Source organism: Kluyvera genomosp. 3 (genome assembly GCF_011765685.1).
Lineage (GTDB): Bacteria > Pseudomonadota > Gammaproteobacteria > Enterobacterales > Enterobacteriaceae > Kluyvera > Kluyvera georgiana_A.
Window position 1 is genome coordinate 3,508,829 of record NZ_CP050321.1, and the last position, 24,414, is coordinate 3,533,242.

Consider the following 24,414-nt stretch of genomic DNA (forward strand, 5'->3'; position numbering starts at 1 on the left):
TATTATCGTATTTTGAGCAAAACAGGTTGCGGCATGCGTCACAGGCGAAAATTTATCCTCTGACAACATAAAACACCAGTTGAACCGGGTTATCCCCAGAACTTTTTCTCTTTTAACATTTGTCAATATCGGTCATGAAAGTTTTATGGCAATCCGCAACACTTTTTATTACGCCATTGCTTTTATATATCTTGTTGATTATTAATAAAAAGACAGAAAAGCCGCCTTTCGCATCAATTCAGGCGCAGGCCGCATGTTCTCTCGTTTACCGCTAGTTTTCTAACTCTAATACACAGGGTTATCCACAGGAATAGTGGATAACTGCCGCTAGCCCCTATCCCTCGCTACCCGGCGGTTTGCGCAACTTCCTGTCAACGTGAAATCAAAAAAATATTTTCTCGCCAATTTTGATATGTATCAGCGAAAAGGCGCACGTGTTTTATCCATAACGGCGTGCTTTTTCCTTACGTTTTCTGCGGGTTATCGCTTACGAATGAAGATAACCCACGAGAGAAAAATCAGAATAAAAAAAGGGGTTTATAACAGACTCAAATCGAGATAACCGCCAAGAGGTCGATCGTCGACCGACTCGCCAAGCCACGGAATTTCGCCCAGCAGTGGGGCTGGCAGCATTCTCTGGAGGGTACTCAGATACTCGGTGTGGCGGCGTCCCGGCGGTACGACGTCATTGGCAATCCAGCCAGCCAGCCGCAGCCCGGCCTGCTGTACTGCCTGAGCGGTTAGCACGGCATGATTGATGCAACCCAGCTTCACCCCCACCACCAGAATAACCGGCAGTTGCTCGTCGCGAACCCAGTCGGCGAGCGTCAGCGTGGGCGAAAGCGGCGTAAACCAGCCGCCAGCGCCTTCCACCAGCACCCAGTCGGCCTGCGCTTCTAAAGCACGCAAACCCGCCGATAGCACGCCAGCCTCAATAGGCCGTTGCTCATCGGCGCTCACAATATGCGGTGACGTGGGTTCCGCAAAGGTATACGGGTTCACCTCTTCATAACGCAGTGGCAGCGCGCTGTTACGCTGGAGCGCCAGCGCGTCGCTATTGCGCAACCCCTCATCAGTCATTTCGCTGCCCGACGCTACCGGCTTATAGCCCACGGCGTGACGGCCCAGCAGGCGTGCGGCCTGCAATAGTGCGGTGCTGGCAACAGTTTTCCCGACTTCCGTATCGGTTCCGGTTACATAAAAACGTTCAGTCACGTGTGATGATTCCTGTGAAAAGATGGTAGGTCAGCGGGCAAATCCCCTCCTGCCTCGGCCAGGCCAGCTGTAGCTGCTGGAGCCTGCCGCGGGTGAGCGGCTGGCGGCTGCGCCCCTGGTGCAGGTGTGTTGCGCCAATCCCCTTTAACGAGCGCATCGCGCTCAGCGCATCGGGAAAAGAAAGGGTGATGGTGGTCGCCACCCCATGGCCAGAATAGGCCGCCAGCGCCTCGCGCAGCGTCGCTTCAGGCAGGAAGCGATTGGCGTGCGGATGGCTGTCGAGGGCCTGCCACGCCTGGTTAAGCTCCGGCAGAGAACCCGCCGTCAGCGTGGTAAATGCCAGCGTGCCACCGGGGGCGAGCTGACGATAAAGGCCAGCCAGCGCGGCATGCAGATCGCTACACCACTGAATAGCCAGATTGCTCCACGCTAAATCGAAGCCGCCACCGGGTAGCGGTATATCCTCGATATCCGCCAGCAGATACGCATCCGCCGCCTGCTGTAGACGCGCCTGTCGCAGCATCTCCGCCGAGAGATCCAGTGCGGTAACGTGGCTGCCCTGCTCGCGCCAGTAGCGACTGTAGCTCCCCGGCCCACAGCCGGCGTCGAGTACGCGGGAAAACGCCCGCGCCGGCAGCTGGGACAGCAGCTGCGCGGCGCTGAGGCGCTGTAACTCGTCGTGTTGTTGATAAGACGCCGCCGCGCGGCCAAACGCCGCGGCGACCGCCTGTTTATCCACGCTCGCCATGCAAAACCTCCAGCAGATGAGCAACGTCCTGCGCGTCATGCGCGGCAGTGAGCGTCAGACGCAAACGCGCGGTGCCTGCGGGCACCGTCGGTGGACGAATAGCCGTGACCCAGCAGCCCTGCGCACGCAAGCGTTCGGCTAACCGCAGCGTGTCTGCGTTATCACCGACGATCAACGGTTGAATGGCGCTCTGCGAGCCGCTCAGCGCGTAGGCCAGCCCTTGCGCGCCACGGCGAAAATCAGCAATGTGTTGGGCCAAAATTTCGCGGCGCTGTTGGCCGTCATCGCTCTGAATGACCGCCAGCGCCGCCTGTAACGCTTGCGCCTGGGCGGGAGGCATCGCGGTGCTGTAAATCAGGTGACGGGCGAACTGGATGAAATAGTCGGCTACCGCCTGGCTGCAGAGCACCGCCGCGCCGCTCAGACCAAAGGCTTTGCCGAACGTCACCACCAGTAGCTCCGGCTTAACGCCCTGCTGAGAGCAGCTGCCGCGTCCATTTTCACCCACTACACCAATACCGTGCGCATCGTCGACCATAAGCCACGCGTCGGTGGCACGCGCTGCGGCGGCAACCTCGGCCAGCGGCGCGCTGTCGCCATCCATACTGAACACCCCTTCCGTCACCACCAGCTGTTGCCCTTCGACGGGGGCAGCCAGCAGCCGGGCAAGGTGTTGGCCGTCGTTATGCTGAAAACGCCGCAACTGCGCGGGGCTGAGGGTTGCCGCTTCCAGTAGCGATGCGTGGCTCAGGCGGTCGGCGACGATACGGTCCTCGCGTCCAGCCAGTGCGGCAATCACCGCCTGATTGGCGGCAAAACCGGAGATAAACAACAGCGCGCGGTCATAGCCGAGCCAGTCCGCCAGCTGTTCTTCCAGGCGCAGATGCGCCTGGTGGTAGCCGGTGACATGCGCGGATCCGCCGCTGCCGACGCCGTAACGTTCCGCCCCGTCCTGCCAGGCGCGAATCACCTGCGGATGCTGGCTGAGGCCCAGATAGTCGTTGCTGGAAAAATTGCGGTAACGGCGTCCTTCGCACATCAACCAGCGCCCAGCCCCCTGCGCCAGCGGCTGGCGCTGACGAAAGGCCTGCGCTTCACGACGTTCAGCGACAGCGCGGTCGATTCGCTGCTGCCAGCTCATACCGCCGCCGCGTTGTAATAATCGTCGGTATCCGGCGTCATCAGCGCCTGTTCGAGACGCTGCTGCTGCTCGTTGTCTCCGGCGGTGACCGTGGTTTGCTGCGGGTTCAGCCCCAGCTTGCGGAACAGCTGCAAGTCTTTATCTTCTTCCGGGTTTGGCGTCGTCAGCAGCTTGCAGCCGTAGAAGATGGAGTTAGCGCCCGCCATAAAGCACATTGCCTGGGTCTGCTCGTTCATCTGCTCGCGCCCCGCGGACAGGCGCACGTGCGAGGTCGGCATCATGATACGCGCCACGGCAATCGTGCGAATAAAATCAAAGGCATCAACGTCTTCGTTATCGGCCAACGGTGTGCCTTTGACCTTCACCAACATGTTGATCGGCACGCTTTCCGGCGGGGTCGGCAGATTGGCCAACTGGAGCAGCAGACCGGCGCGGTCATTAACCGTTTCCCCCAGCCCGACGATCCCGCCGGAACACACTTTAATCCCGGCTTCGCGCACTTTATCCAGGGTATCAAGACGTTCCTGATAGCTGCGGGTGGTGATGATATTGCCGTAGAACTCCGGTGAGGTATCGAGGTTGTGGTTATAGTAGTCCAGCCCCGCCGAGGCCAGACGCGCCGCCTGGCTGTCAGAGAGCGTTCCGAGCGTCATACAGGCTTCGAGCCCCATCTCTTTGACGCCCTGCACCATCTGCTCGAGATACGGCATATCGCGCTCGTGCGGGTTTTTCCACGCCGCGCCCATACAGAAACGGGTGGAGCCCGCCAGCTTGGCTTTGCGCGCCGATTCCAGCACCTGTTCCACTTCCATCAGGCGTTCGCTCTCCAGCCCGGTTTTGTAGCGTGAACTCTGCGGGCAGTACTTGCAGTCTTCCGGACAGGCGCCGGTTTTAATCGACAGCAGCGTACTCACTTGTACCTGCTGAGGGTCAAAATGTTGGCGATGGACCTGCTGCGCTTCAAACAGCAGTTCCAGTAACGGTTTTTCGAAAAGAGCGGTGACCTGCGACATTGTCCAGCGTAAAGGGTGAGCCATTGGCTTCTCCGGGGGTTTTGTTAATTTTCGGTTCGGTTTATACTCGTAAACCTAAAACTTTTCAAAATGGTTTACAAGTCGATTATGACAACGGACGATCTCGCCTTCGATAGCCGCCATATCTGGCATCCCTACACCTCCATGACCGCACCGTTACCGGTTTATCCGGTGGTTTCCGCCGAGGGCTGCGAGCTGCAGCTTGCCAGCGGCGAGCGTCTGGTCGACGGCATGTCCTCCTGGTGGGCGGCGATTCATGGTTACAATCACCCGCGTCTGAACGCGGCGATGAAAACGCAGATTGACCAGATGTCGCACGTGATGTTTGGTGGGATAACCCACCCTGCCGCGGTGGCACTGTGCCGCAAGCTGGTGGCCATGACGCCCGAACCGCTGGAGTGCGTCTTCCTGGCCGATTCCGGGTCGGTGGCGGTTGAAGTGGCGATGAAGATGGCGCTGCAGTACTGGCAGGCCAAAGGCGAGTCGCGTCAGCGTTTTCTCACCTTCCGTAACGGCTACCACGGCGATACCTTCGGCGCGATGTCGGTTTGCGATCCGGATAACTCCATGCACAGCTTGTGGAAGGGTTATCTGCCGGAGAATCTGTTTGCCCCCGCACCGCACAGCCGCTTTGACGGTGAGTTCGACGAGTACGATATGGTGGCGTTTGCCCGCCTGATGGCCGCTCATCGCCACGAGATTGCCGCGGTGATCCTTGAGCCGGTAGTCCAGGGGGCGGGCGGCATGCGGATGTATCATCCGGAATGGCTAAAGCGCATCCGTAAGATGTGCGATCGTGAGGGGATCCTACTGATTGCCGACGAAATTGCCACAGGATTTGGCCGCACCGGCAAGCTGTTCGCCTGCGAGCACGCGGGGATCCGCGCCGATATTCTGTGCCTCGGTAAAGCGCTCACCGGCGGCACGTTGACGCTGTCTGCCGCGATCACCACGCGCGAGGTGGCGGAAACCATCAGCAACGGCGAAGCGGGCTGCTTTATGCACGGGCCGACGTTTATGGGCAATCCGCTGGCCTGCGCGGTGGCGACGGAAAGCCTGGCGCTGCTGGAAAGCGGCGAGTGGCAGACTCAGGTGGCAGCGATTGAGCAGCAGCTTAAGCGCGAGCTGGCCCCTGCCACCGACGCGCCGCTGGTCGCCGATGTACGCGTTCTGGGCGCGATCGGCGTGGTCGAAACGCGCTACCCGGTCAACATGGCGCTGCTTCAGCGATTCTTTGTTGAGCAAGGGGTCTGGATTCGACCATTTGGCCGCCTGATCTACCTGATGCCGCCGTACCTGATTACCCCGCAGCAGCTGACGCGTCTGACCCGCGCGGTGTGCCTCGCGGTCGAACAGGAAACATTTTTTATCCAATAAGCAGCGGTAATCTGCCGCGGTTAACGCTACACTCCTTTGTTAATCAGTAGATTAACAAAGGAGGCAGTTGATGAAATTAGTCAGCCACGATCTGCGTGACGGCGAGAAACTACCCCAGCGCCAGGTATTCAATGGGATGGGTTACGACGGTGAGAATATCTCGCCGCATCTGGCCTGGGACGATGTGCCTGCCGGAACCAAAAGCTTCGTTGTGACCTGCTACGATCCGGATGCCCCAACTGGCTCCGGCTGGTGGCACTGGATTGTCGCCAACATTCCAGCCGACACCCGCGAACTGCCCACCGGCGCAGGCTCCGGCCTCGTTGGCCTACCTGCCGGCGCGCTGCAAACCCGCACCGATTTCGGTAAAGCAGGCTACGGCGGCGCAGCACCGCCAAAAGGCGAAACGCATCGCTATATCTTTACCGTCCACGCGCTGGATATCGACAAAATCGACGTTGACGAAGGCGCCAGCGGCGCAATGGTGGGCTTCAACGTCCATTTCCACAGCCTCGGCAGCGCGAGCATTACCGCACTGTTCAGCTAACCGTACGTTAAACGTATTCAGCCCTGCCGGGAAACCGCGCGGGGCTTTTTTTATTGCAGATGTAATTTTCTAACGAAAAAAGGGCTGAAGAGAAAAGCGAAAGTGGCTGATGGGGTTAGCACTAAAATAGCTTGTGAATGAGATCACAATTTGAAAACAAACACGCCAACATAAAAGGTGATTTTAATCACAAAAAATAGCGAGACAAAGGCGATAATTTAACGTTGTAGCAGACTTACAGCCCATTTATGTGATCTAAATCACCATACCCCCCCAAAAACCCGGCCAAACACAGTGACTAAGATCACAAAAAACCCTCGGGGTACGCGAGACGAAAACGGCGTGATAGAGTCGATTTTGCATACAGAACGACTGGCTGGTTTTTGGCGAAACCAGCACAACTATTACGCGCGCAACATCTGACGCGCACCACGAGGGGTGTTTTATGTTATCACCAGATATCAAGGTCAAGGTACAGAATTTTGGCCGCTTCCTCAGCAATATGGTGATGCCCAATATTGGCGCATTCATTGCCTGGGGTTTGATTACCGCACTGTTTATTCCTACCGGCTGGTTGCCGAACGAGACGCTGGCTAAGCTGGTCGGCCCAATGATCACCTATCTGCTGCCGTTGTTAATCGGCTATACCGGGGGTCGCCTCGTTGGCGGCGAGCGCGGTGGCGTGGTCGGCGCGATCACCACCATGGGGGTGATTGTCGGCGCCGATATGCCGATGTTTATGGGCGCGATGATCGCCGGTCCGCTGGGCGGCTGGGCCATCAAACGCTTTGACCGCTGGGTTGATGGGAAGATCAAAAGCGGCTTCGAGATGCTGGTAAACAACTTCTCTGCCGGGATTCTCGGCATGCTGCTAGCGATGCTCTCCTTCCTGGCGATTGGGCCAATGGTGGAGCTGCTGTCGAAAGCGCTGGCGAGCGGCGTCAACGTCATGGTGCAGAACAACCTGCTGCCGCTGACCTCAATTTTTGTCGAGCCGGCCAAAATCCTGTTCCTCAATAACGCCATCAACCACGGTATCTTCTCACCGCTGGGTATTCAGCAGGCGACGGAAACCGGTAAGTCTATCTTCTTCCTGATTGAAGCTAACCCGGGTCCGGGTCTGGGGATCCTGCTGGCGTACATGTTCTTTGGCAAAGGCAGCGCGAAGCAGTCCGCAGGCGGCGCGGCGATTATTCACTTCTTCGGTGGGATTCACGAAATTTACTTCCCGTACGTCCTGATGAACCCACGCCTGATTCTGGCGGTGATCCTCGGCGGGATGACCGGCGTCTTTACCCTGACGCTGTTCAACGCGGGCCTGGTCTCTCCGGCTTCTCCGGGTTCTATTTTTGCCGTCCTGCTGATGACGCCGAAAGCGTCGCTGATTGGCGTCGTACTGTCGATTCTGGCCTCCACGCTGGTTTCCTTCCTGACTGCGTCGATGCTGCTCAAACGCGTTCGCGTGGGTGATGAAGAGAGCAACGGTCTGGCGGAAGCTACCCGTCGCATGCAGAGCCTGAAGCAGCAGTCAAAATCCGGCGCTAAACCGTCCGGCGAGCTGCCACAGCCCGCTCCGGCGCTGGATTTGGCGAAAGATTTGCACCACGTGCGTAAAATCATCGTCGCCTGCGATGCCGGGATGGGCTCCAGTGCGCTCGGCGCGGGCGTGCTGCGTAAAAAGGTAAAAGACGCCGGTCTGAGTCATATTTCAGTGACCAACTGCGCCATCAACAGTTTGCCGGACGATGTCGATCTGGTGATCACCCATCAGGACCTTACCGAACGCGCCATGCGTTTTGCACCGCAGGCAATGCATATGTCGCTGAGCAACTTCCTCGACAGCGGCCTGTACACCGACTTAACCACCCGCCTGCTGGCCGCTAAGCTGCCGCCCGCGGCGAACGACAGTCGCCTGATTAACCAGACGATTATCGCCGCCAACGACGATGCGTTCACGCCCGGCGAGCGCGAGGAAAACCTGTTTAAGCTCAGCGCCGATAACATCTTCCTTAACTTAACCGCCGACACCAAAGAGCAGGCCATTCGCTTTGCCGGTGAAATGCTGGTCTCCGGCGGCTACGTAGAGCCGGATTACATCGACGCCATGCTGGCGCGTGAAGCGCTGACCACCACCTACCTCGGAGAATCTATCGCCGTTCCGCACGGCACCGTAGAAGCCAAAGACCGCGTGCTGCGCACCGGGATTGTCATTTGCCAGTACCCGCAAGGCGTACGTTTCGGCGACGAGCCGGACGATATCGCGCGCCTGGTGATCGGCATTGCCGCCCGCAATAACGAGCACGTACAGGTTATCGCCCGCTTAGCCAACGCGCTGGATGATAAGGACGTGATCGAACGTCTGACGCAGACCACCAGCGTGCAGGAGATTTTACAGCTCCTGTCCGGCGAGCAAGCGGCATAAGGCGACGGGGCGTACAGCCCCTGATACGGAACGTTTTTTTCGAGGTAACAGTCATGAAAGCAATTCATTTTGGCGCAGGGAATATCGGTCGCGGCTTTATTGGTAAACTGCTAGCGGACGCACAGGCGGAGCTGACCTTTGCCGATGTCAACCAGCCGCTGGTCGATCAGCTGGCGCATCAGCAACATTATCAGGTCAACGTGGTGGGGGAAAATGCTCGCGTTGAGCAGGTCAATCGCGTCAGCGCCATCTACAGCAACAGCCCGGACGCCATCGCGCAGATTGCCCAGGCCGATATCATCACCACTGCCGTTGGCCCGCAGGTGCTGAGCAAAATCGCCAGCACCCTGGCCCAGGGATTAATCGCCCGTTTTGAGCGCGGCAACCACCAGCCGATGAATATCATCGCCTGCGAAAATATGGTGCGCGGCACCAGCCAGCTTAAGCAGCACGTACTGCAATCGATACCCGCCGAGCTGCACGGCTGGGTGGAAGAACACGTCGGGTTTGTCGATTCGGCTGTCGACCGTATCGTGCCGCCGGGGGCCGCAGCGAACGACGATCCGCTGGATGTCACCGTTGAGACCTTTAGCGAGTGGATTGTCGACCGTACCCAGTTTAAAGGTACGTTACCGGACATCGCCGGGATGGAGCCCACCAGCAATCTGATGGCCTATATTGAACGTAAGCTGTTTACCCTCAATACCGGCCATGCGATAACCGCCTATCTTGGCCAATTGGCAGGCTATCAGACTATTCGCGACGCCATCCTCGACCCGGCGATACGTGAAGCAGTGAAAAATGCCATGCGCGAGAGTGGCGAAGTACTGATTCAACGTTACGCCTTCGATCCCCAGCAGCATGCGGCCTACATCGATAAGATTCTCACCCGCTTTGAGAACCCTTATCTGCATGATGAGGTGGAGCGTGTTGGCCGTCAGCCGCTGCGTAAATTGAGCGAGAACGATCGCTTAATCAAGCCGCTGCGAGGAACGCTGGAATACGGGCTCCCCAATCGCCACCTGATTATCGGAATTGCCGCCGCCCTGCATTATCGCAGCGACCAGGACCCGCAGGCGCAAGAAATGGCAAACCTGCTGGCGGAAAATGGGGTAACAAGCACGGTCATTGAGGTTTGTGGCCTGCAGGATCAGCCAGAGCTTGTCGCCCAGATAGTGAATGTGTATAACGCCATGCAACATAAAGAATGATGTAACACCCATAGCTGGGCGCGGAGGTTAACGGCCACCGCGCCCGATGAAGAAGGGTAAGATGAAATTGAATCTCCTGCGCAAGAATGCGCAACCAGCAGCAGAAAATGAGCGTCCGAAGGACACAGCACCAGAGAAGCCACGGTTAGCGGAAAGCACAACGAAGATGATGGCCATGATGGACGACGCGCACTTAACCCAAAATCAGGCGGCGGAGAACCGCATCCTGGAGCGGCTTAACGCCCGCCAGACGCTCACCGGTTTTATTCAGACCGCGGTGGGCTTATTGTCTGAAGCGGTCGACCAGCTGATTTTGCAGGCCTTCCGGAAAGACGATTACGCGGTGAAGTACGCGGTGGAACCGCTGCTGGAAGGCAGTGGGCCGCTGGCGAATTTACCGGTGCGGCTAAAGCTGATTTATGCTCTGGGCGTCATCAGTCGCGATGAATATGAAGACGTTGAACTGTTACTGGCGCTGAATAACGAACTGGCGCACGAGAACAAAATCTACAGCTTTACCGATGACGAAATTCTGGGGCCGATCAACATGCTGCACTGCATGACGACGCTGCCGCCTCCGCCAACGCTGCACCTGCCGGAAGACGTGGTCGACGACGCGCTGAGAACCATGCAGGAACAGCGCTATCAGCAAATGGTACGTTCAACGCTGGTACTCAGCATCACCGATTTAGTCACCAGCCTGGCGCACAAAAAAGCGTTCTAGCCGCGAACACTCCAGGGCGGATGGACAAGGCCTTTCAATGGCTCTCTCCTTCCCCTTTCGCCCGCTTTCCTTTTCGCTGACATAAGTTGTCAAAAAAACAGGCGATTTTTTGTCAGCACATCTTCCCGTTTCGCTCAACTTAGTATAAAAAGGCTGCTTTTACAGGATTCCCTTTTACTTAATTAGCCTGGAGCAACATGAACACTTTTTCGGTTTCTCGTCTGGCGCTGGCATTGGCTTTTGGCGTGACACTGACTGCTTGCAGCTCAACCCCAGCGGATCAGCGCCCTTCTGACCAGACCGCACCTGGTACCTCTTCCCGTCCGGTACTGTCGGCGGACGAAGCGCAGAACTTTACTGCCGCGCGTTACTTCTCTTCGTTAGATCCTAACGCTGCCGCCTGGTCCCCGTCTTCTATCACCGTTCCGGCGAAAGCAGATTTCGTGGTTGGCCCGGCAGGGACTGAGGGCGTGACGCACACCAGTATTCAGGATGCCGTTGATGCCGCTATCGCGCGTCATAGCAGCTCTCGTCTGTACATCGCCGTACTGCCGGGTGAATATAAAGGCACCGTCTATATCCCGGCCGCTCCGGGCAGCCTGACGCTCTACGGTACCGGTGAAAAAGCGATCGACGTAAAAATTGGCCTGGCCATCGATTCCGAAATCGACCCGACCAGCTGGCGTAAACTGGTTAACCCAGGCGGCAAATACATGCCGGGTAAACCGGCGTGGTACATGTTTGATGGCTGCCAAAGCAAGCGCAGCGCCACCATCGGCGTGATGTGCTCCGCGGTCGTGTGGTCACAGAACAATGGCTTACAGCTGCAAAACCTGACGATTGAAAACAATCTGGGTGACAGCGTGGATGCCGGTACTCACCAGGCAGTGGCCCTGCGCACCGATGGCGACAAAACCCAGCTTAACAACGTTAATATCCTGGGCCGCCAGAACACCTTCTTCGTGACCAACAGCGGCGTTGATAACCGTCTGCAAAATAACCGCCAGACCCGTACGCTGGTCAGCAACAGCTACCTCGAAGGCGATGTGGATATCGTTTCCGGCCGCGGCGCGGTGGTGTTCGACAACACCGATTTCCGCGTAGTGAATTCCCGCACCCAGCAGGAAGGTTACGTCTTCGCCCCGGCGACCCAGGCCAACATCTTCTACGGCTTCCTGGCGACCAACAGTCGCTTCACCGCCGCCGGTGACGGCGTGGCGCAGCTGGGCCGCTCGCTGGACGTGGATAGCAACACCAATGGCCAGGTTGTGATTCGTGATAGCGTGATCAACGAAGGCTTTAATTCCGCGAAACCGTGGGCCGACGCCGCCGTTTCCAAACGTCCGTTCAGCGGCAATACCGGCGCGCAGGACGAGAAAGGCCAGATTAAACGCGATCTTAACGACCGCAACTTCAACCGCATGTGGGAATACAACAACCGCGGCGTGGGAAGTCATGTTGTGGCGGAACCGAAGCAGTAATTTCAGTTAGTGATGAAAAGGCCCATGACAGTCATGGGCCTTTTTTTATACCCACTCAACTTACAAAAACAAGTAACACTTTGTTTTAAAAGAGAAAAAACACAAAAACCGTCGCGCTTTGTGACGCAATTAACATCACGACATAGCGAGGTCATGACATCCTTATCACGCTTAAACGCAGCTCTTATTGAGGATGGATTGCCATGCGCATCAACAAAAAAAGCAAATTGCCCTTGTACGCTCAGCTTTTTGAGCTCATTACGCAACAAATCAGCGCGGGCGAATTCAAAGAAGGCGAGCAATTACCCTTTGAGCGAGAGCTATGCCAGCAGTATGAGATCAGCCGCACGACCGTCCGTCAGGCTATGTCAGAGCTTGAAAAAGAGGGATATATCAAGAAAATCCATGGCAAAGGTATGTTTGTGCAAGGACAAGCGGTTAAACAAAGTCTGATGACCGTTTATAACTTTCATGAGGAAATGAAACGTCTACATAAAACACCGGGCAGCACCCTGCTGCACTTTAGCCTGACAACGCCGCCAACCCGGATAACGCAAAAGCTAAATACAGAAGATGCCGTCTATCATATCATCCGTCTGCGTCTTGCAGATAACGAACCTATTTTATATGAAGAGACCTATCTCGTTGCCAGTAATTTTCCAGAATTAAAGAAAGAAGATATAGAAAACTATGGTTTATATCATGCGTTAAAAGAGAAATATCATCTTTCAATTCGTCGAGCTGTTGATACTTTCCGAGCCATAAACATTAAGAAAGATATTGCTAAGCATCTTAATGAAACAACGGGCTCTCCCGGCCTACAAATCGAGCGCATAGCTTTTTCGGATGACATTCCCATTGAATATACCATCGAAATAGCCCGTGGCAGTAAATTTGAATATACCATCGAACTTCAAGGCGTGACCATGAACTCGTCAATAACTGCCGTTTGATTGATTCCTGATGTCACGCGCCTGTTTTATTTGCGGTTGAATATCTTAACCGCTTGAAAAGGAGTGACCTTAATGAAATTAACCGTATTAGGCGGGGGCGGCGTTCGCGCCCCATATCTGGCCAGAACATTAGCATTGCAGGCAACCGATCTTGCATTGACTGAAATATGTCTGATGGACAGCAATGAGGAGAAATTAACAATCTACGGTGGGCTGGCGCAAGCCATCGTGGAAAAAATTAATCCCCGAGTCACTATTTGTCTGACAACCGATCCCAACATCGCATTAAAAGATGCCAACTATGTTATTACCACATTGCGTGTAGGTGGTGATAGTGGTCGAGTTTTTGATGAAAGATTAGCCCAGAAATATAATATTCTGGGACAAGAGACGACAGGCATTGGCGGCTTCGCGATGTCGCTACGTTCTATCCCGGTATTAAAGCAGTATCTCGAACTGGCGCGTCAGGTTTCGGCAAAAGATGTCCTGTTCTTTAACTTCACGAACCCCTCCGGGCTTGTTACCCAGGCGCTGATTAACGCCGGATACGATAATGTGTACGGTATTTGTGATGGCCCGGCGAGTTTTATGCGTGAAATGGCGCATCTGCTCAACGTCGACGTTATGCGTTTCTCCGCCACCTGCTATGGTTTGAACCATCTGTCGTTCTATCGTGATTTCACCGTCGACGCTCAGGACGTCACGGAACAGGTGCTCAGTCATCAGCAACTGTTTAAAGAGACGGAGATGAAGCTTTTTGACCGCGCGACAATAGACTTTTTGAAACAAGAACTACCAAATGAATACCTCTACTTCTATTTTAATCACCATGCCATCATTCACTCAATTTCCCGTCATGGTTATGCGCGAGGTGAATTAATTCAGGATATTAATATGCGAATGCTTGCTGACCTGAAGCAACACCATGCAGCCAGTATAGAAGAGCGTTTTGCTATTTTTTCCACATATCTTCTGGAACGAGAGAATTCCTATTTTGCCATTGAGAGCAATGGCCGACGTGATAATCATTATAACGCCTTAAATCTGGAAGCGTTTCTGGCCGCACCGGATACCGGTGGTTATTCGGGGATTGCGTTAAATATTATCCGAGGGCTACAGAAAAAAACCGCATGGCCAATGACCATACTGGTGAAAAACAACGACAGCATTCGTGGCTTGCAGCCGGATGACGTCATTGAAATTACCTGTGATATGCGTGATGGGCAGATTATTCCGCGCCGCGTGGAGGAGATGCCGGATTATCAGATGCATATTATTAAGACCATCAAACATTTCGAAAATTTAACGATCCATGCCATTGAGAACAGATGCAAACAGAGCGCGATTCGGGCATTAATGATTCATCCCTTGATCAACGATTTCGCGGTGGCTACGCAAATTCTCGACGAATTGCTGAACGAATATCAGGACTATACCGGGGAGTGGCGCTAATGGAGCTAGCGATTTGTTCTCGACACCAATTCCCGCAGCTTCTCGGCGATGCCATCATCGCCGCGTTACAGCAAGAAGGCTCTGTCTGCCTGGCTTCTGGTGATACGCCGCAGTTGGCTTATCGCTATGTGGCGGCGCAATACCAACGCCACCCCTTTCCGCTTCGCGCCACGTTGGTCGGACTGGATGAATGGGTCGGTTTCGGTCCACAGGACGAAGGTAGCTGCCAGTATGCGATGCATCATGACCTCTATCAGCATCTATCGCTGCGACCGGGTCAACTACGGCAGTTTGACGCCAGGCGCACAGGAGATGCGCTGGAAGAAGAGTGCCATCGTATGAATCAGCTGTTAGCCGAACAGCCGCTTCGTCTGGTCCTGGTAGGTATAGGCCAGAACGGTCATCTGGGGCTCAACGAACCCGGTGTCGCGTTTAGCTCGCTGGCGCATGTCTCTAACCTGAGCGAAACCACCGTCCGCGTCGCGCAGAAATATTTCCCTCAGTCGACGACATTGTGTCAGGGAATTACGCTCGGGATCGCCAATATCCTGGCCAGCGAAAAAATTATTGCTGTCGCCAACGGAGCGCATAAGCGGGACATTATCCAACGCCTGCTGATGACGCCGCCAAGCGAGACGCTCCCTGCCACCAGTCTGAAACAGCATCACAATACGCAGCTGCTGCTGGATGACGCCGTCTTCCACGTGGAGAACATACTATGACCGATGAACAGAGGTGGTTCAGCATCATCGCCTGCGCGGGTGAAAGCTTCTCACTGTTAAACGATGCGCTACAGGCAGCGAAAAGTGGCGATATAACGGAAGCCGAACGTTGCTTTAACGAATCTGAAAACATCCTCCAGCAGGCGCACCATATTCAAAGTGAATCACTACAAGGCGAAATAAACGGCCAGCCAATCGCATTTTCCATGCTGTTTGTTCATGCTCAGGATCATTTAATGAATGTCCTGCTGGCACAGAATATTTATCGTGAATTTATCGAGCTACATAAAAATAAACTATCAGGACGATGACTATGAACTATGAAAACTTAGCTATTCTCCTTGTCTGCAATTTAGGCGCATCCACCAGCGTGATGGTGAGCAAAATGCGCGACGTTATCGAGAAAAGTGAAAAATTAAAAGGCCAGCATATTCGTATCGATGCCCGAAACGCTGGGGATCTGCATACCTATATTGCCGACTACGATCTCGTGCTGGTTGGCCCCCAGATGAAGCATAAAATTGACGATCTGACGACGATTGCCAGGCAACATGGCAAACCTATTGAGGTTATTGATAGTCAAGCCTATGGGTTAGCCGATGGCGCGCTTATTCTGAAACAGGCTCTCTACTTATATCATCTGAATCGGCCGAGCAAGGAAGGTTCTCAATGACCAGTACTCCGATATTTCTCAATAAATTTGAGAAAAATATGGTTTTTGTTGCTACCAAAATCGAGCAGAATCGTTTTATTTCATCAATTAAGAATGGAATGATTAGCTTAATGGCGATTCTGATGGTGGGTTCCATCAGCTTAATCATTTCTGGATTAGGTAGCCTGTTTTCACCGGAAACCGCCGTTAGCCAGTTTTTTACGAATTATGGCGCGCTATTACAGCTTCCATTTACCTTTACTTTCGGTCTGTTGTCGATCTATTGCGCGATAACCATTAGCTATCATCATACCCAGAAAATTAATGTTGCTCCGCTATACCCGATAATTAGCTCGGTGATGGTGACCATGATTCTGAATAGCAAAATGATTGAGGGGAGTATCAACATCGCCTTCCTTGATTCCCGCGGCTTGTTTGTGGCAATCATCGCGTCGCTGGCGACCGTCGAGTTTATAAGCTGGGCCTATCGCAAAAAGATCACCATCCGCATTAATGGCTTGCCCGATATGATAGCCAAAACCTTCGAGTCCATCTTTCCGCTGCTGTTTGTTGTGATGATCGCGTGCGCAATCTCCATTGCCAGCCAGGCGCTGTTCAATCAACAGATTGTACCAGAGCTCTTCACGACGGCTCTGGCCCCTGCGGTCAGCGGCATCGATTCCGTGTGGGGGGTTTTCACGATTATTTTACTGGAGATGATCTTCTGGTTTTTCGGCTTAAACGGCTACGCGATTTTAATTGGCTTTACGCTGCCCTTTATGACCCAGTACCTGTCATTGAACGCCGCCAACTTTGCCCAGGGCCTTCCTACGGAACACGTATTTACGGAAGGATGGTGGGGAGCCTTTGCGGCCTGTACCGGATCAGGTATTACCGGCGCTATCGCGATTCTGGGTCTGATGAGCCGGGCTCCGCAGCTCAAAGCGGCAGGAAAAGCAGCCATCGTGCCTTCGCTGTTTGGCATTTCAGAACCGGTGGTGTACGGTTTTCCTATTGCCTTCAATCCCTACTTTTTCTTTCCGTTCGTATTAGGAACGCCCGTTCTGGCTTCAATCACCTATTTAATCTTCGAGATGGGATGGGTCCGCGGGCCGGTCGCTCAGGTTGGCGGCATCCCCACGCCGATTGCACAGTATTTCATCACCATGGACTGGCGCGGCCCAATCGTCGCCATACTGGTAATTCTGGCCGGATTCCTGATGTACTACCCATTCTTTAAAATGTACGAGCGCAGCATTCTGAAAAAGGAGAGCGAACGGCAGGATGAACAGCAGAAATACGCCGTTCTGGATCTGGATTTCTGAGGGACAAAACCACCTGCGTCACGCAGGTGGTTTTATGCGTTAACTTAGTGCGCGTAAACCACTACCCACATTGGGCCCTGACCCACGGCATAACGCCCTTTTTCCTGCAGCAGCCCCTGCTCGCCGGCAATTTCATACACCGCGATATGGTGCGATTTCTGCCCTGCCGCAATCAGGTATTTTCCACTGTGGTCAATGTTGAAACCACGCGGCTGAGTTTCCGTCGGCTGGAAACCTTCCAGCGACAGCACGCTGCCGTCTTCCGATACGCTGAACACGGTAATCAGGCTGGAGGTGCGGTCACAGGCATACAGATGACGACCGTCCGGCGTAATGTGGATATCGGCCGCCCAGCGCGTGTCGGTGAAATCAGCAGGCATCATATCCAGCGTCTGCACGCATTCAATCTTACCGTGCGGATCCTTCAGCTCCCACACGTCAATGGAGCTGTTAAGTTCGTTCACACAGTAGCCGTACTGTTCGTTCGGATGGAACACCATATGACGCGGACCAGCGCCTTCTACCGTGGTCACTTCAGCCGGGTTCTGCGCGGACAGGAAACCGTCGTCGCTCAGGGTGAACAGGCAGATGCGATCCTGTTTCAGCGCCGGCACCCACAGGGTGCGGTTATCCGGGGAGATATTCGCCGAGTGGCAACCTTCCAGGCCATCCACCACCGTCACGGTGTCGCGCGGCAGGCCGTCTTCCAGACGAATGACCGCCACGTTGGCCTGATTGTACGAAGCGCTGAAGATAAAGTTGCCTTTACGGTCGGTCGAAATATGCGTCGGGCTGCCCGGCAGCGGCGCTTCAGCTTCATAGGTCAGCGCACCGTCATCCGGCGCAATACGGTAGGCCAGCACGCGAAATTCCGGACGCACGCCAACGTACAGATAACGTTTATCAGGGCTGATGACCATCGGCTGCACCTGACCCGGAACATCCACCACCTGGACCAGCTTCAGGCTGCCATCGTGGTTCAGCGTCCAGACGTGGATCTGCTGGCTTTCCGGGCTGGCGGTATAAACGGTCTGTTTCATGAATACTCCTTTCTGAAAACACATAATTTGCGGCTATTTATCACACCATTTTGCCGTACAGGTATCTCGGTGTACCATCCTGCACAGCGAATTTTCTCTTAAACTCGAGACAACACTATGACTGCACGTGTGATTGCCCTGGATCTGGACGGAACGCTCCTGACGCCAAAGAAAACCCTCCTGCCCTCTTCCCTGGAAGCGCTAAATCGAGCCAAAGCGGCAGGTTATCAATTAATGATCGTCACCGGTCGTCATCACGTTGCCATCCATCCTTTTTATCAGGCACTGGCGCTGGATACACCTGCAATTTGTTGTAATGGCACCTACTTGTATGATTATCAAGCGAAAAAAGTACTGGATGCCGATCCGATGCCGGTCGAAAAAGCCCAACAGCTGATTTCCCTGCTGGATGAGCACCAGATTCACGGCCTGATGTATGTCGACGATACCATGATGTACCAGTACCCAACCGGCCACGTGATTCGCACCGCCAACTGGGCGCAGAGCCTGCCGGAAGCACAGCGCCCGTCCTTTACTCAGGTCGACTCGCTGGCACAGGCGGCCCGTGAGGTGAATAACGTCTGGAAATTTGCCCTGACCGATGAAGACGGCGAAAAGCTGCAAAACTTCGCGAAACACGTTGAGCAGACGCTGCAACTGGAGTGCGAATGGTCGTGGCACGATCAGGTGGATATCGCGCGTCAGGGCAACAGCAAAGGCAAACGTCTGACACAGTTCATCACCGCGCAGGGCTGGTCAATGCAGGACGTGGTGGCGTTTGGCGACAACTTTAACGATATCAGCATGCTGGAAGCCGCCGGTACCGGCGTAGCGATGGGCAATGCGGTCGACGAGGTGAAAGCGCGCGCCAACGTGGTTATCGGCGATAACACCACCGATGCCATCGCCGACTATATCAACCGTCACCTGCTGTAATCAGGCGGTAATCGACACGCTCTTTATCTGGGCGTACAACCACTGGCCTGGCTTCACCGCCAGGTCATCCCGCGCCCACGGGCTGATACGCGCCCACAGCGTACGGCCGCTGACGTCCAGCTGTACTTCGACCTGACCATTATTGTCATAGCACTGAAGGACTTTGGCGTGCAGCACGTTGCGGATACTGGTGTGAGGCGACGGCTGCAGCACCAGCGACACGTCAGTGGCCTGAATGCGCACGCGCACCGCACTCTGTAGCGGCCTGTCGAGTTTGTTCACCCAGATATGCTGGTCGCCCAGGGCCAGCGCGGTCATCGCATAGTGCGGATGGTGTTCCAGTACCGTCACGCGCAGAATGCTGCTCTGCTGATCCTGCGGCAGCCACGGGTGCATCGCGCTGCTGCCCCATACGTCTTCCAGATTACCGAATGCCTTGACCTGCCCGCCTTCCAGCACCAGCACTTTATCGGCCAGATGCAGAATCTCATCCAGCGAGTGGCTGACGTAGAGCATCGGTATATTGATCTCCCGCGCCAGACGCTGCAGATACGGCAGCAGTTCACGCTTGCGCGGGATATCGAGCGAAGCCAGCGGCTCATCGAGCAGCAACAGCTCTGGCGCGGTCAACAATGCGCGACCAATCGCCACACGCTGTTTTTCACCGCCGGACAGACTGCCCGGCAGGCGATCGAGCAGCGGCTCAATGCCCAGCAGCGCCACCAGTTTATCAAACTGCTCCGCCATACTTTTCGCCATACCGTAGCGCAAATTACCGCGCACCTTGTAGTGCGGGAACAGTCGCGCGTCCTGGAACACATAACCGATACGGCGTTTCTCCGGCGCCAGGCAGATCCCCTGCTCAACGTCGTTCAGCACGCGGCCGTTGAGCGCAATGCGCCCCTGCTGCGGTTTGGTGAGCCCGCTGATGGCGTTAATCAACGAGGTTTTGCCCGCCCCTGAAACACCGAATACGGCGGTGATCCCGGAAGCCGGCAGTGATTCATTAATTTCCAGGCAGTGCGTGCCCAGCGTCTGGCTAAAGTTCAGTTCCAGCATGGTTTACGCCCCCATCCTGCGGCGGCTAACGCCCGCCAGCCATTCGGAAATCATCAGCGAAATCAGCGCCAGAACGATAGAAATCAGACACAGACGGGCCGCGGCGCTTTCGCCGCCGGGAGTCTGAATCAGGGTGTACATCGCCGACGGAATGGTGCGGGTTTCGCCGGGAATATTGGAGACAAAGGTAATGGTCGCGCCGAACTCGCCGAGTGAACGAGCAAACGCCAGCACGGTACCGACGATAATGCCCGGCAGCATCAGCGGCAGCGTAATGGTGCAGAACACCCGCCAGCGCCCGGCGCCCAGGGTACGCGCCGCCTGTTCGAGTTTGACGTCGACGCCTTCCAGCGCCAAACGAATCGCCCGAACCATCAGCGGAAACGACATCACCGCCGCGGCGATCACCGCGCCCCGCCAGCTAAAAGCGAAAGTCAGGCCGAACCAGTCATACAGCCAACTGCCAATAAAGCCACGACGCCCCATCGCCACTAGCAATAAATAGCCCACTACCACCGGCGGCAGCACCAGCGGCAGGTGGATAAGGCCGTCCAGCAGCGCCTTGCCGGGAAAATGGCGGCGTACCAGCAGCCAGGCAAAGAAGATCCCAAACGGCAAACTGAACAGGACGGCCAGGGAGGATACTTTCAGGCTCAGCACTACCGCCTGCCATTCGGGATCGGTCAATATCATTAGCGAGTCGTGAATCCGTAACGTTTAAAGATTTCAGACGCCTGCGGCCCTTTCAGGTAGTCATAGAACGCCGAGACGGTCGCGTTTTTATGGCCATCGATAATGGCAATCGGATATTCCACTTTCTGATGGGAATCTTCCGGGAACGTACCAACCACTTTAACACCTTTGCTGGCCACCGCGTCAGAACCGTAGACGATTCCCAGCGGCGCTTCGCTCCGTTCAACCAGCGCCAGCGCACCGCGCACATCTTCCGCCGGCGCCAGTTTCGGCGACAGCGTTTCCCACGCCCCGAGTTTTTGCAGCGCTTCTTTCGCGTAGATACCCGCCGGAACGTGATCCGGGTCGCCCACCGCCAGGCGGCCGCCTTTCAGCAGGCTGGTCCAGTTGGTTTTCGCGTCCACGGTGATGTCTCCCTGCTCGCTGGCCTTCGGCGCGACAACGACCAGACTGTTACCCAGCAGCGTTTCACGCGTGGTGGTGTCGATGGCTTTCTTATCTACCGCGTAGTCCATCCATTTCTGATCGGCAGAGATAAACAAGTCGGCTGGTGCCCCGGCTTCAATCTGGCGAGCCAGCGTAGAAGAAGAAGCAAAAGAGGAAACCACGTCAACGTTGTTCTCTTTTTTATACTCTTTAGCGATATCCTGCATTGCGTTAGTCAGCGAAGCAGCGGCGAAAACGGTGATTTTCGCGTCCTGTGCCGACGCTTGCCCTGCAACCGACAGCGTTAATGCTGCTCCGGCAAAAAGACGTAACCATGAACCTGTCATTTAACACTCCTGAACTCAACGTTATATAAATAAAAATATAACGATAAGTATAAGGACTTTCCACGATGATTGCATTACAGACTCGCGAATTGTTGCCGCATTTACGGGATATTATCGGCAGGGTTTTCGGGAACTTCATAGCAAAACGCCCGGGAGTGCCGGGCGTTTTTGAGGAAATCAGTGGTTTTGCTGGCTGCTGTCTTTATGACCAACGCCGGAGAAGATGTTGAACACTTCACCCAGACCGTAAATCAACCCCAGGATGATAGCCATCACTACGGGTACCATGATTACGGCAAATACCAGACTTTTCAACAACTCTAACATGGTTTACTCCATACAATGTGATGTTGCTATTGTAACCGGATATCGCAGAAATACACTCCCTTTTGTGCGGTGCGCTTTGCGCTCGCAGACATTTGGGTCAAAATGCCCTTTTACTTGCCAGGATACTCTTATGCAGGCTGAAATCCTTCTTACCCTCAAGCTCCAGCAGCGCCTGTTCGCCGATCCGCGCCGCATCTCGCTCCTCAAACAAATAGCACAGACCGGCTCCATCAGCCAGGGGGCCAAAAATGCGGGCATCAGCTATAAGAGCGCATGGGACGCCATTAATGAAATGAATCAACTTAGCGAGCACTCGTTAGTTGACCGTGCAACCGGCGGTAAAGGCGGCGGCGGCGCGGTTTTGACCCGCTATGGCCAGCGCCTGATTCAGCTTTACGATCTGCTGGCGCAGATTCAGCAGAAAGCCTTTGACGTACTGAGCGATGATGATGCGCTGCCTCTGGATAGCCTACTGGCTGCGATCTCCCGCTTCTCGCTGCAAACCAGCGCCCGCAACCAATGGTTTGGCACCGTCACTCGCCGCGACCACCAGCAGGTCCAGCAGCATGTTGATATTCTGCTCGCCGACGGTTCCACTCGCCTGAAGGTTGCCATTACCGCGCAAAGCGGCGAGCGCCTGGGGCTTGATGAAGGTAAAGAGGTGCTTGTGCTGCTGAAGGCGCCGTGGGTCAACGTCACTCGCGACCCGGCGGTGGCTGGCGAAGCCGATAACCAGCTGGCTTGTCGCATCAGCCATATCGAGCGCGGTACGGAGCAGTGCGAAGTGCTGATGACGCTGCCGGACGGGCAAAGCCTGTGCGCCACCTTACCTCTGAACGAGGCGCAAGCGCTGGAGGAAGGCGCTGACGTCACAGCATTCTTTAACGCCGATCGCATCATTATCGCCACGTTATGCTGATGGCATTGACATTGCGCTGAGGAAGACGTATCCCTGATGCATATTGCTGCAAAAAACGGGATACATCATGTCATCATTGCAAATTTCGCAAGGCACGTTTCGTCTTAGCGATACAAAAACGTTAAAAATTGAGCAACTGACGCTGCGCGCTGGAGAAAGCTGGGCTTTTGTCGGCAGTAATGGCAGCGGTAAATCGGCGCTGGCACGCGCGCTGGCGGGTGAACTCCCCCTGCTTTCCGGTAGCCACGAGAGCCAGTTTACCCGCATCACTCGTCTCTCCTTTGAGCAGCTACAAAAGCTGGTGAGCGATGAGTGGCAGCGCAATAATACCGACATGCTCAGCCCGGACGAAGACGACACCGGGCGCACCGCCGCGCAGATTATTCAGGATGAAATCAAAAACCCCGCGCTCTGCGCACAGTTGGCCGCGCAGTTTGGCATCAGCCATCTGCTTGAGCGCCGTTTCAAATACCTGTCGACCGGTGAAACCCGCAAAACCCTACTTTGCCAGGCGCTGATGGCGCAGCCAGATCTGTTGATTCTCGATGAACCGTTCGATGGCCTCGACGTGAGCTCACGCCGCCAGCTGGCCGATCATCTGGCTACGCTGCACGACGCAGGCTATACGCTGGTGCTGGTGCTCAACCGCTTCGACGACATCCCGGATTTCGTGCCGTTTGCCGGCGTGCTGGCCGACTGTACGCTGACGGAAATCGGCGAGAAAAAAGCGCTGCTCGAACAGACGTTGATCGCCCAACTGGCGCACAGCGAAAAACTTTCAGGTATGACCCTTCCGGAACCCGACGCTCCTTCCGCCCGCCTCGCGTTACCCGACGACCAGCCGCGTATCGTGCTGCGCGACGGCGTTGTGTCCTATAACGATCGTCCGATCATCAATCACCTGAGCTGGACGGTCGCTCCCGGTGAACACTGGCAGGTCGTTGGCCCCAACGGCGCCGGAAAATCGACGCTGCTGAGCCTGGTCACCGGCGATCACCCGCAGGGTTATAGTAACGATCTCACGCTCTTTGGCCGCCGCCGCGGCAGCGGTGAGACCATCTGGGATATCAAAAAGCATATCGGCTACGTCAGCAGCAGTCTTCATCTGGACTATCGCGTCAGCACCACGGTGCGCAACGTGATTCTCTCCGGTTACTTTGACTCAATCGGTATCTATCAGGCGGTTTCCGATAAACAGCGCAAGCTGGTTGACGAATGGCTGGCAATCCTCGGCATGGATGCCCGTACCGCCGACGCGCCCTTCCACAGCCTCTCCTGGGGACAACAACGGCTGGCGCTGATTGTTCGCGCGTTGGTGAAACACCCTACGCTGCTGATCCTCGACGAACCGCTACAAGGGTTGGATCCACTCAACCGTCTGGTAGTGCGTCGGTTTATCGACGTGCTGATTAGCGAAGGCAAAACGCAACTGCTGTTTGTCTCGCACCATGCGGAGGATGCGCCGGAGTGTATTACGCATCGTCTGGAGTTCGTCGCCGAAGGTGACGGCTATCGTTATGAGGTTGGCCCACTGTAGGCAATACGACGTAGGCCGGAGGCGATAGAACTCCGGCTTTTTTCAGATTTTTATCAAAATATTCCGTTAACCCCTTTGATTTAAAATGCAAATATCAGAATTAATTACGTTGCGACAAGCAGTGTA

General features: G+C 55.3%; 24 protein-coding genes. 15 read left to right on the top strand and 9 right to left on the bottom strand.

The window, feature by feature from the left end; translation table 11 throughout:
* Positions 1-537: 537 nt before the first annotated feature.
* The 4 genes from bioD to bioB are packed head-to-tail and all read right to left on the bottom strand — an operon-like array spanning position 538 to position 4,141.
* Entirely contained in the window at positions 538-1,215 is a 678-nt protein-coding gene (bioD, locus tag GY169_RS16470) for a dethiobiotin synthase (RefSeq protein WP_167576365.1), read from the bottom strand.
* Complete coding sequence (gene bioC, locus GY169_RS16475; protein ID WP_167576366.1) at positions 1,208-1,963, bottom strand: malonyl-ACP O-methyltransferase BioC; 756 nt, start codon at positions 1,961-1,963, stop codon at positions 1,208-1,210. The genes bioD and bioC overlap by 8 nt, the downstream gene beginning before the upstream one ends.
* Positions 1,947-3,104 carry an 8-amino-7-oxononanoate synthase gene (gene bioF / locus GY169_RS16480; protein WP_167576367.1) on the bottom strand — a complete coding sequence of 386 codons (1,158 nt, stop codon included), beginning with the start codon at positions 3,102-3,104 and terminating at the stop codon, positions 1,947-1,949. Before bioF ends, bioC begins: the two co-directional genes overlap by 17 nt.
* A complete protein-coding gene (gene bioB / locus GY169_RS16485) occupies positions 3,101-4,141 on the bottom strand; it encodes a biotin synthase BioB (protein WP_163447110.1) in 1,041 nt (346 codons plus the stop codon). The genes bioF and bioB overlap by 4 nt, the downstream gene beginning before the upstream one ends.
* 84 nt (positions 4,142-4,225) lie before the next feature.
* Here bioB and bioA point away from each other — a divergent pair, with 84 nt between their 5' ends.
* The 12 genes from bioA (at position 4,226) to GY169_RS16545 (ending at position 17,004) form a co-directional block, all read left to right on the top strand.
* Complete coding sequence (gene bioA, locus GY169_RS16490) at positions 4,226-5,515, top strand: adenosylmethionine--8-amino-7-oxononanoate transaminase (protein ID WP_167576368.1); 1,290 nt, start codon at positions 4,226-4,228, stop codon at positions 5,513-5,515.
* A 70-nt stretch (positions 5,516-5,585) separates the two neighbouring features.
* Positions 5,586-6,062: a kinase inhibitor gene (locus tag GY169_RS16495; protein ID WP_163447114.1), complete on the top strand. Its 477-nt coding sequence runs from the start codon at positions 5,586-5,588 to the stop codon at positions 6,060-6,062.
* A gap of 445 nt (positions 6,063-6,507) precedes the next feature.
* Positions 6,508-8,484 carry a PTS mannitol transporter subunit IICBA gene (locus tag GY169_RS16500; RefSeq protein WP_163447116.1) on the top strand — a complete coding sequence of 659 codons (1,977 nt, stop codon included), beginning with the start codon at positions 6,508-6,510 and terminating at the stop codon, positions 8,482-8,484.
* Between the two features lie 53 nt (positions 8,485-8,537).
* Positions 8,538-9,695 carry a mannitol-1-phosphate 5-dehydrogenase gene (locus GY169_RS16505; RefSeq protein WP_167576369.1) on the top strand — a complete coding sequence of 386 codons (1,158 nt, stop codon included), beginning with the start codon at positions 8,538-8,540 and terminating at the stop codon, positions 9,693-9,695.
* A gap of 166 nt (positions 9,696-9,861) precedes the next feature.
* Positions 9,862-10,419 carry an MltR family transcriptional regulator gene (locus tag GY169_RS16510; RefSeq protein ID WP_223804163.1) on the top strand — a complete coding sequence of 186 codons (558 nt, stop codon included), beginning with the start codon at positions 9,862-9,864 and terminating at the stop codon, positions 10,417-10,419.
* Positions 10,420-10,616: 197 nt separating this feature from the next.
* Entirely contained in the window at positions 10,617-11,900 is a 1,284-nt protein-coding gene (locus tag GY169_RS16515) for a putative acyl-CoA thioester hydrolase (protein WP_163447120.1), read from the top strand.
* Between the two features lie 203 nt (positions 11,901-12,103).
* Positions 12,104-12,853 (top strand): GntR family transcriptional regulator, encoded by a 750-nt coding sequence (locus tag GY169_RS16520; RefSeq protein ID WP_167576370.1) that lies wholly within the window; start codon positions 12,104-12,106, stop codon positions 12,851-12,853.
* Between the two features lie 72 nt (positions 12,854-12,925).
* Positions 12,926-14,305, top strand: coding sequence for a glycoside hydrolase (locus GY169_RS16525; protein ID WP_167576371.1), 1,380 nt, complete (start codon positions 12,926-12,928; stop codon positions 14,303-14,305).
* Positions 14,305-15,027 carry a 6-phosphogluconolactonase gene (locus tag GY169_RS16530; RefSeq protein WP_167576372.1) on the top strand — a complete coding sequence of 241 codons (723 nt, stop codon included), beginning with the start codon at positions 14,305-14,307 and terminating at the stop codon, positions 15,025-15,027. Before GY169_RS16525 ends, GY169_RS16530 begins: the two co-directional genes overlap by 1 nt.
* A complete protein-coding gene (locus GY169_RS16535; RefSeq protein ID WP_167576373.1) occupies positions 15,024-15,338 on the top strand; it encodes a PTS lactose/cellobiose transporter subunit IIA in 315 nt (104 codons plus the stop codon). The genes GY169_RS16530 and GY169_RS16535 overlap by 4 nt, the downstream gene beginning before the upstream one ends.
* 2 nt (positions 15,339-15,340) lie before the next feature.
* Entirely contained in the window at positions 15,341-15,700 is a 360-nt protein-coding gene (locus GY169_RS16540; RefSeq protein ID WP_167576374.1) for a PTS sugar transporter subunit IIB, read from the top strand.
* Between the two features lie 98 nt (positions 15,701-15,798).
* Complete coding sequence (locus GY169_RS16545) at positions 15,799-17,004, top strand: PTS sugar transporter subunit IIC (RefSeq protein ID WP_223882112.1); 1,206 nt, start codon at positions 15,799-15,801, stop codon at positions 17,002-17,004.
* Between the two features lie 44 nt (positions 17,005-17,048).
* Here the strand turns inward: GY169_RS16545 and pgl are convergent, their stop codons facing one another.
* Positions 17,049-18,044: a 6-phosphogluconolactonase gene (gene pgl / locus GY169_RS16550; protein WP_163449200.1), complete on the bottom strand. Its 996-nt coding sequence runs from the start codon at positions 18,042-18,044 to the stop codon at positions 17,049-17,051.
* A gap of 117 nt (positions 18,045-18,161) precedes the next feature.
* Here pgl and GY169_RS16555 point away from each other — a divergent pair, with 117 nt between their 5' ends.
* Positions 18,162-18,980, top strand: a complete 819-nt coding sequence (locus GY169_RS16555) for a pyridoxal phosphatase (protein ID WP_167576376.1) — start codon at positions 18,162-18,164, stop codon at positions 18,978-18,980.
* Here GY169_RS16555 and modC read toward each other — a convergent pair whose 3' ends face one another.
* The 4 genes from modC to GY169_RS16575 all read right to left on the bottom strand — a co-directional run bounded on the left by modC (position 18,981) and on the right by GY169_RS16575 (position 21,832).
* On the bottom strand, positions 18,981-20,039 hold the full coding sequence (gene modC / locus GY169_RS16560; protein ID WP_167576377.1) for a molybdenum ABC transporter ATP-binding protein ModC: 1,059 nt from the start codon (positions 20,037-20,039) through the stop codon (positions 18,981-18,983).
* 3 nt (positions 20,040-20,042) lie between these two features.
* Positions 20,043-20,732: a molybdate ABC transporter permease subunit gene (modB, locus tag GY169_RS16565; RefSeq protein ID WP_163449197.1), complete on the bottom strand. Its 690-nt coding sequence runs from the start codon at positions 20,730-20,732 to the stop codon at positions 20,043-20,045.
* Entirely contained in the window at positions 20,732-21,505 is a 774-nt protein-coding gene (gene modA, locus GY169_RS16570; RefSeq protein ID WP_163449196.1) for a molybdate ABC transporter substrate-binding protein, read from the bottom strand. Before modA ends, modB begins: the two co-directional genes overlap by 1 nt.
* 177 nt (positions 21,506-21,682) lie before the next feature.
* Entirely contained in the window at positions 21,683-21,832 is a 150-nt protein-coding gene (locus GY169_RS16575; RefSeq protein WP_064548379.1) for an AcrZ family multidrug efflux pump-associated protein, read from the bottom strand.
* Between the two features lie 130 nt (positions 21,833-21,962).
* On the opposite strand from GY169_RS16575, the gene modE reads away from it, so the two are divergent.
* Together modE and modF are read left to right on the top strand one after the other, a co-directional pair.
* Positions 21,963-22,751, top strand: coding sequence for a molybdenum-dependent transcriptional regulator (gene modE, locus GY169_RS16580; protein WP_167576378.1), 789 nt, complete (start codon positions 21,963-21,965; stop codon positions 22,749-22,751).
* A gap of 67 nt (positions 22,752-22,818) precedes the next feature.
* Positions 22,819-24,288, top strand: coding sequence for a molybdate ABC transporter ATP-binding protein ModF (gene modF / locus GY169_RS16585; protein WP_167576379.1), 1,470 nt, complete (start codon positions 22,819-22,821; stop codon positions 24,286-24,288).
* The last annotated feature ends 126 nt before the right edge of the window (positions 24,289-24,414 follow it).

What these genes read in the sequence shown, in the direction of transcription:
- modA (WP_163449196.1), bottom strand. Translation starts at nt 21,505, where the DNA reads ATGACAGGTTCATGGTTACGTCTTTTTGCCGGAGCAGCATTAACGCTG.
- GY169_RS16555 (WP_167576376.1), top strand. Translation starts at nt 18,162, where the DNA reads ATGACTGCACGTGTGATTGCCCTGGATCTGGACGGAACGCTCCTGACG.
- modF (WP_167576379.1), top strand. Translation starts at nt 22,819, where the DNA reads ATGTCATCATTGCAAATTTCGCAAGGCACGTTTCGTCTTAGCGATACA.
- GY169_RS16575 (WP_064548379.1), bottom strand. Translation starts at nt 21,832, where the DNA reads ATGTTAGAGTTGTTGAAAAGTCTGGTATTTGCCGTAATCATGGTACCC.
- pgl (WP_163449200.1), bottom strand. Translation starts at nt 18,044, where the DNA reads ATGAAACAGACCGTTTATACCGCCAGCCCGGAAAGCCAGCAGATCCAC.
- bioA (WP_167576368.1), top strand. Translation starts at nt 4,226, where the DNA reads ATGACAACGGACGATCTCGCCTTCGATAGCCGCCATATCTGGCATCCC.
- GY169_RS16510 (WP_223804163.1), top strand. Translation starts at nt 9,862, where the DNA reads ATGATGGCCATGATGGACGACGCGCACTTAACCCAAAATCAGGCGGCG.
- GY169_RS16545 (WP_223882112.1), top strand. Translation starts at nt 15,799, where the DNA reads ATGATTAGCTTAATGGCGATTCTGATGGTGGGTTCCATCAGCTTAATC.
- GY169_RS16520 (WP_167576370.1), top strand. Translation starts at nt 12,104, where the DNA reads ATGCGCATCAACAAAAAAAGCAAATTGCCCTTGTACGCTCAGCTTTTT.
- modE (WP_167576378.1), top strand. Translation starts at nt 21,963, where the DNA reads ATGCAGGCTGAAATCCTTCTTACCCTCAAGCTCCAGCAGCGCCTGTTC.
- GY169_RS16505 (WP_167576369.1), top strand. Translation starts at nt 8,538, where the DNA reads ATGAAAGCAATTCATTTTGGCGCAGGGAATATCGGTCGCGGCTTTATT.
- GY169_RS16500 (WP_163447116.1), top strand. Translation starts at nt 6,508, where the DNA reads ATGTTATCACCAGATATCAAGGTCAAGGTACAGAATTTTGGCCGCTTC.
- bioF (WP_167576367.1), bottom strand. Translation starts at nt 3,104, where the DNA reads ATGAGCTGGCAGCAGCGAATCGACCGCGCTGTCGCTGAACGTCGTGAA.
- modB (WP_163449197.1), bottom strand. Translation starts at nt 20,732, where the DNA reads ATGATATTGACCGATCCCGAATGGCAGGCGGTAGTGCTGAGCCTGAAA.
- GY169_RS16540 (WP_167576374.1), top strand. Translation starts at nt 15,341, where the DNA reads ATGAACTATGAAAACTTAGCTATTCTCCTTGTCTGCAATTTAGGCGCA.
- GY169_RS16525 (WP_167576371.1), top strand. Translation starts at nt 12,926, where the DNA reads ATGAAATTAACCGTATTAGGCGGGGGCGGCGTTCGCGCCCCATATCTG.
- modC (WP_167576377.1), bottom strand. Translation starts at nt 20,039, where the DNA reads ATGCTGGAACTGAACTTTAGCCAGACGCTGGGCACGCACTGCCTGGAA.
- bioB (WP_163447110.1), bottom strand. Translation starts at nt 4,141, where the DNA reads ATGGCTCACCCTTTACGCTGGACAATGTCGCAGGTCACCGCTCTTTTC.
- bioC (WP_167576366.1), bottom strand. Translation starts at nt 1,963, where the DNA reads ATGGCGAGCGTGGATAAACAGGCGGTCGCCGCGGCGTTTGGCCGCGCG.
- GY169_RS16515 (WP_163447120.1), top strand. Translation starts at nt 10,617, where the DNA reads ATGAACACTTTTTCGGTTTCTCGTCTGGCGCTGGCATTGGCTTTTGGC.
- GY169_RS16495 (WP_163447114.1), top strand. Translation starts at nt 5,586, where the DNA reads ATGAAATTAGTCAGCCACGATCTGCGTGACGGCGAGAAACTACCCCAG.
- GY169_RS16535 (WP_167576373.1), top strand. Translation starts at nt 15,024, where the DNA reads ATGACCGATGAACAGAGGTGGTTCAGCATCATCGCCTGCGCGGGTGAA.
- GY169_RS16530 (WP_167576372.1), top strand. Translation starts at nt 14,305, where the DNA reads ATGGAGCTAGCGATTTGTTCTCGACACCAATTCCCGCAGCTTCTCGGC.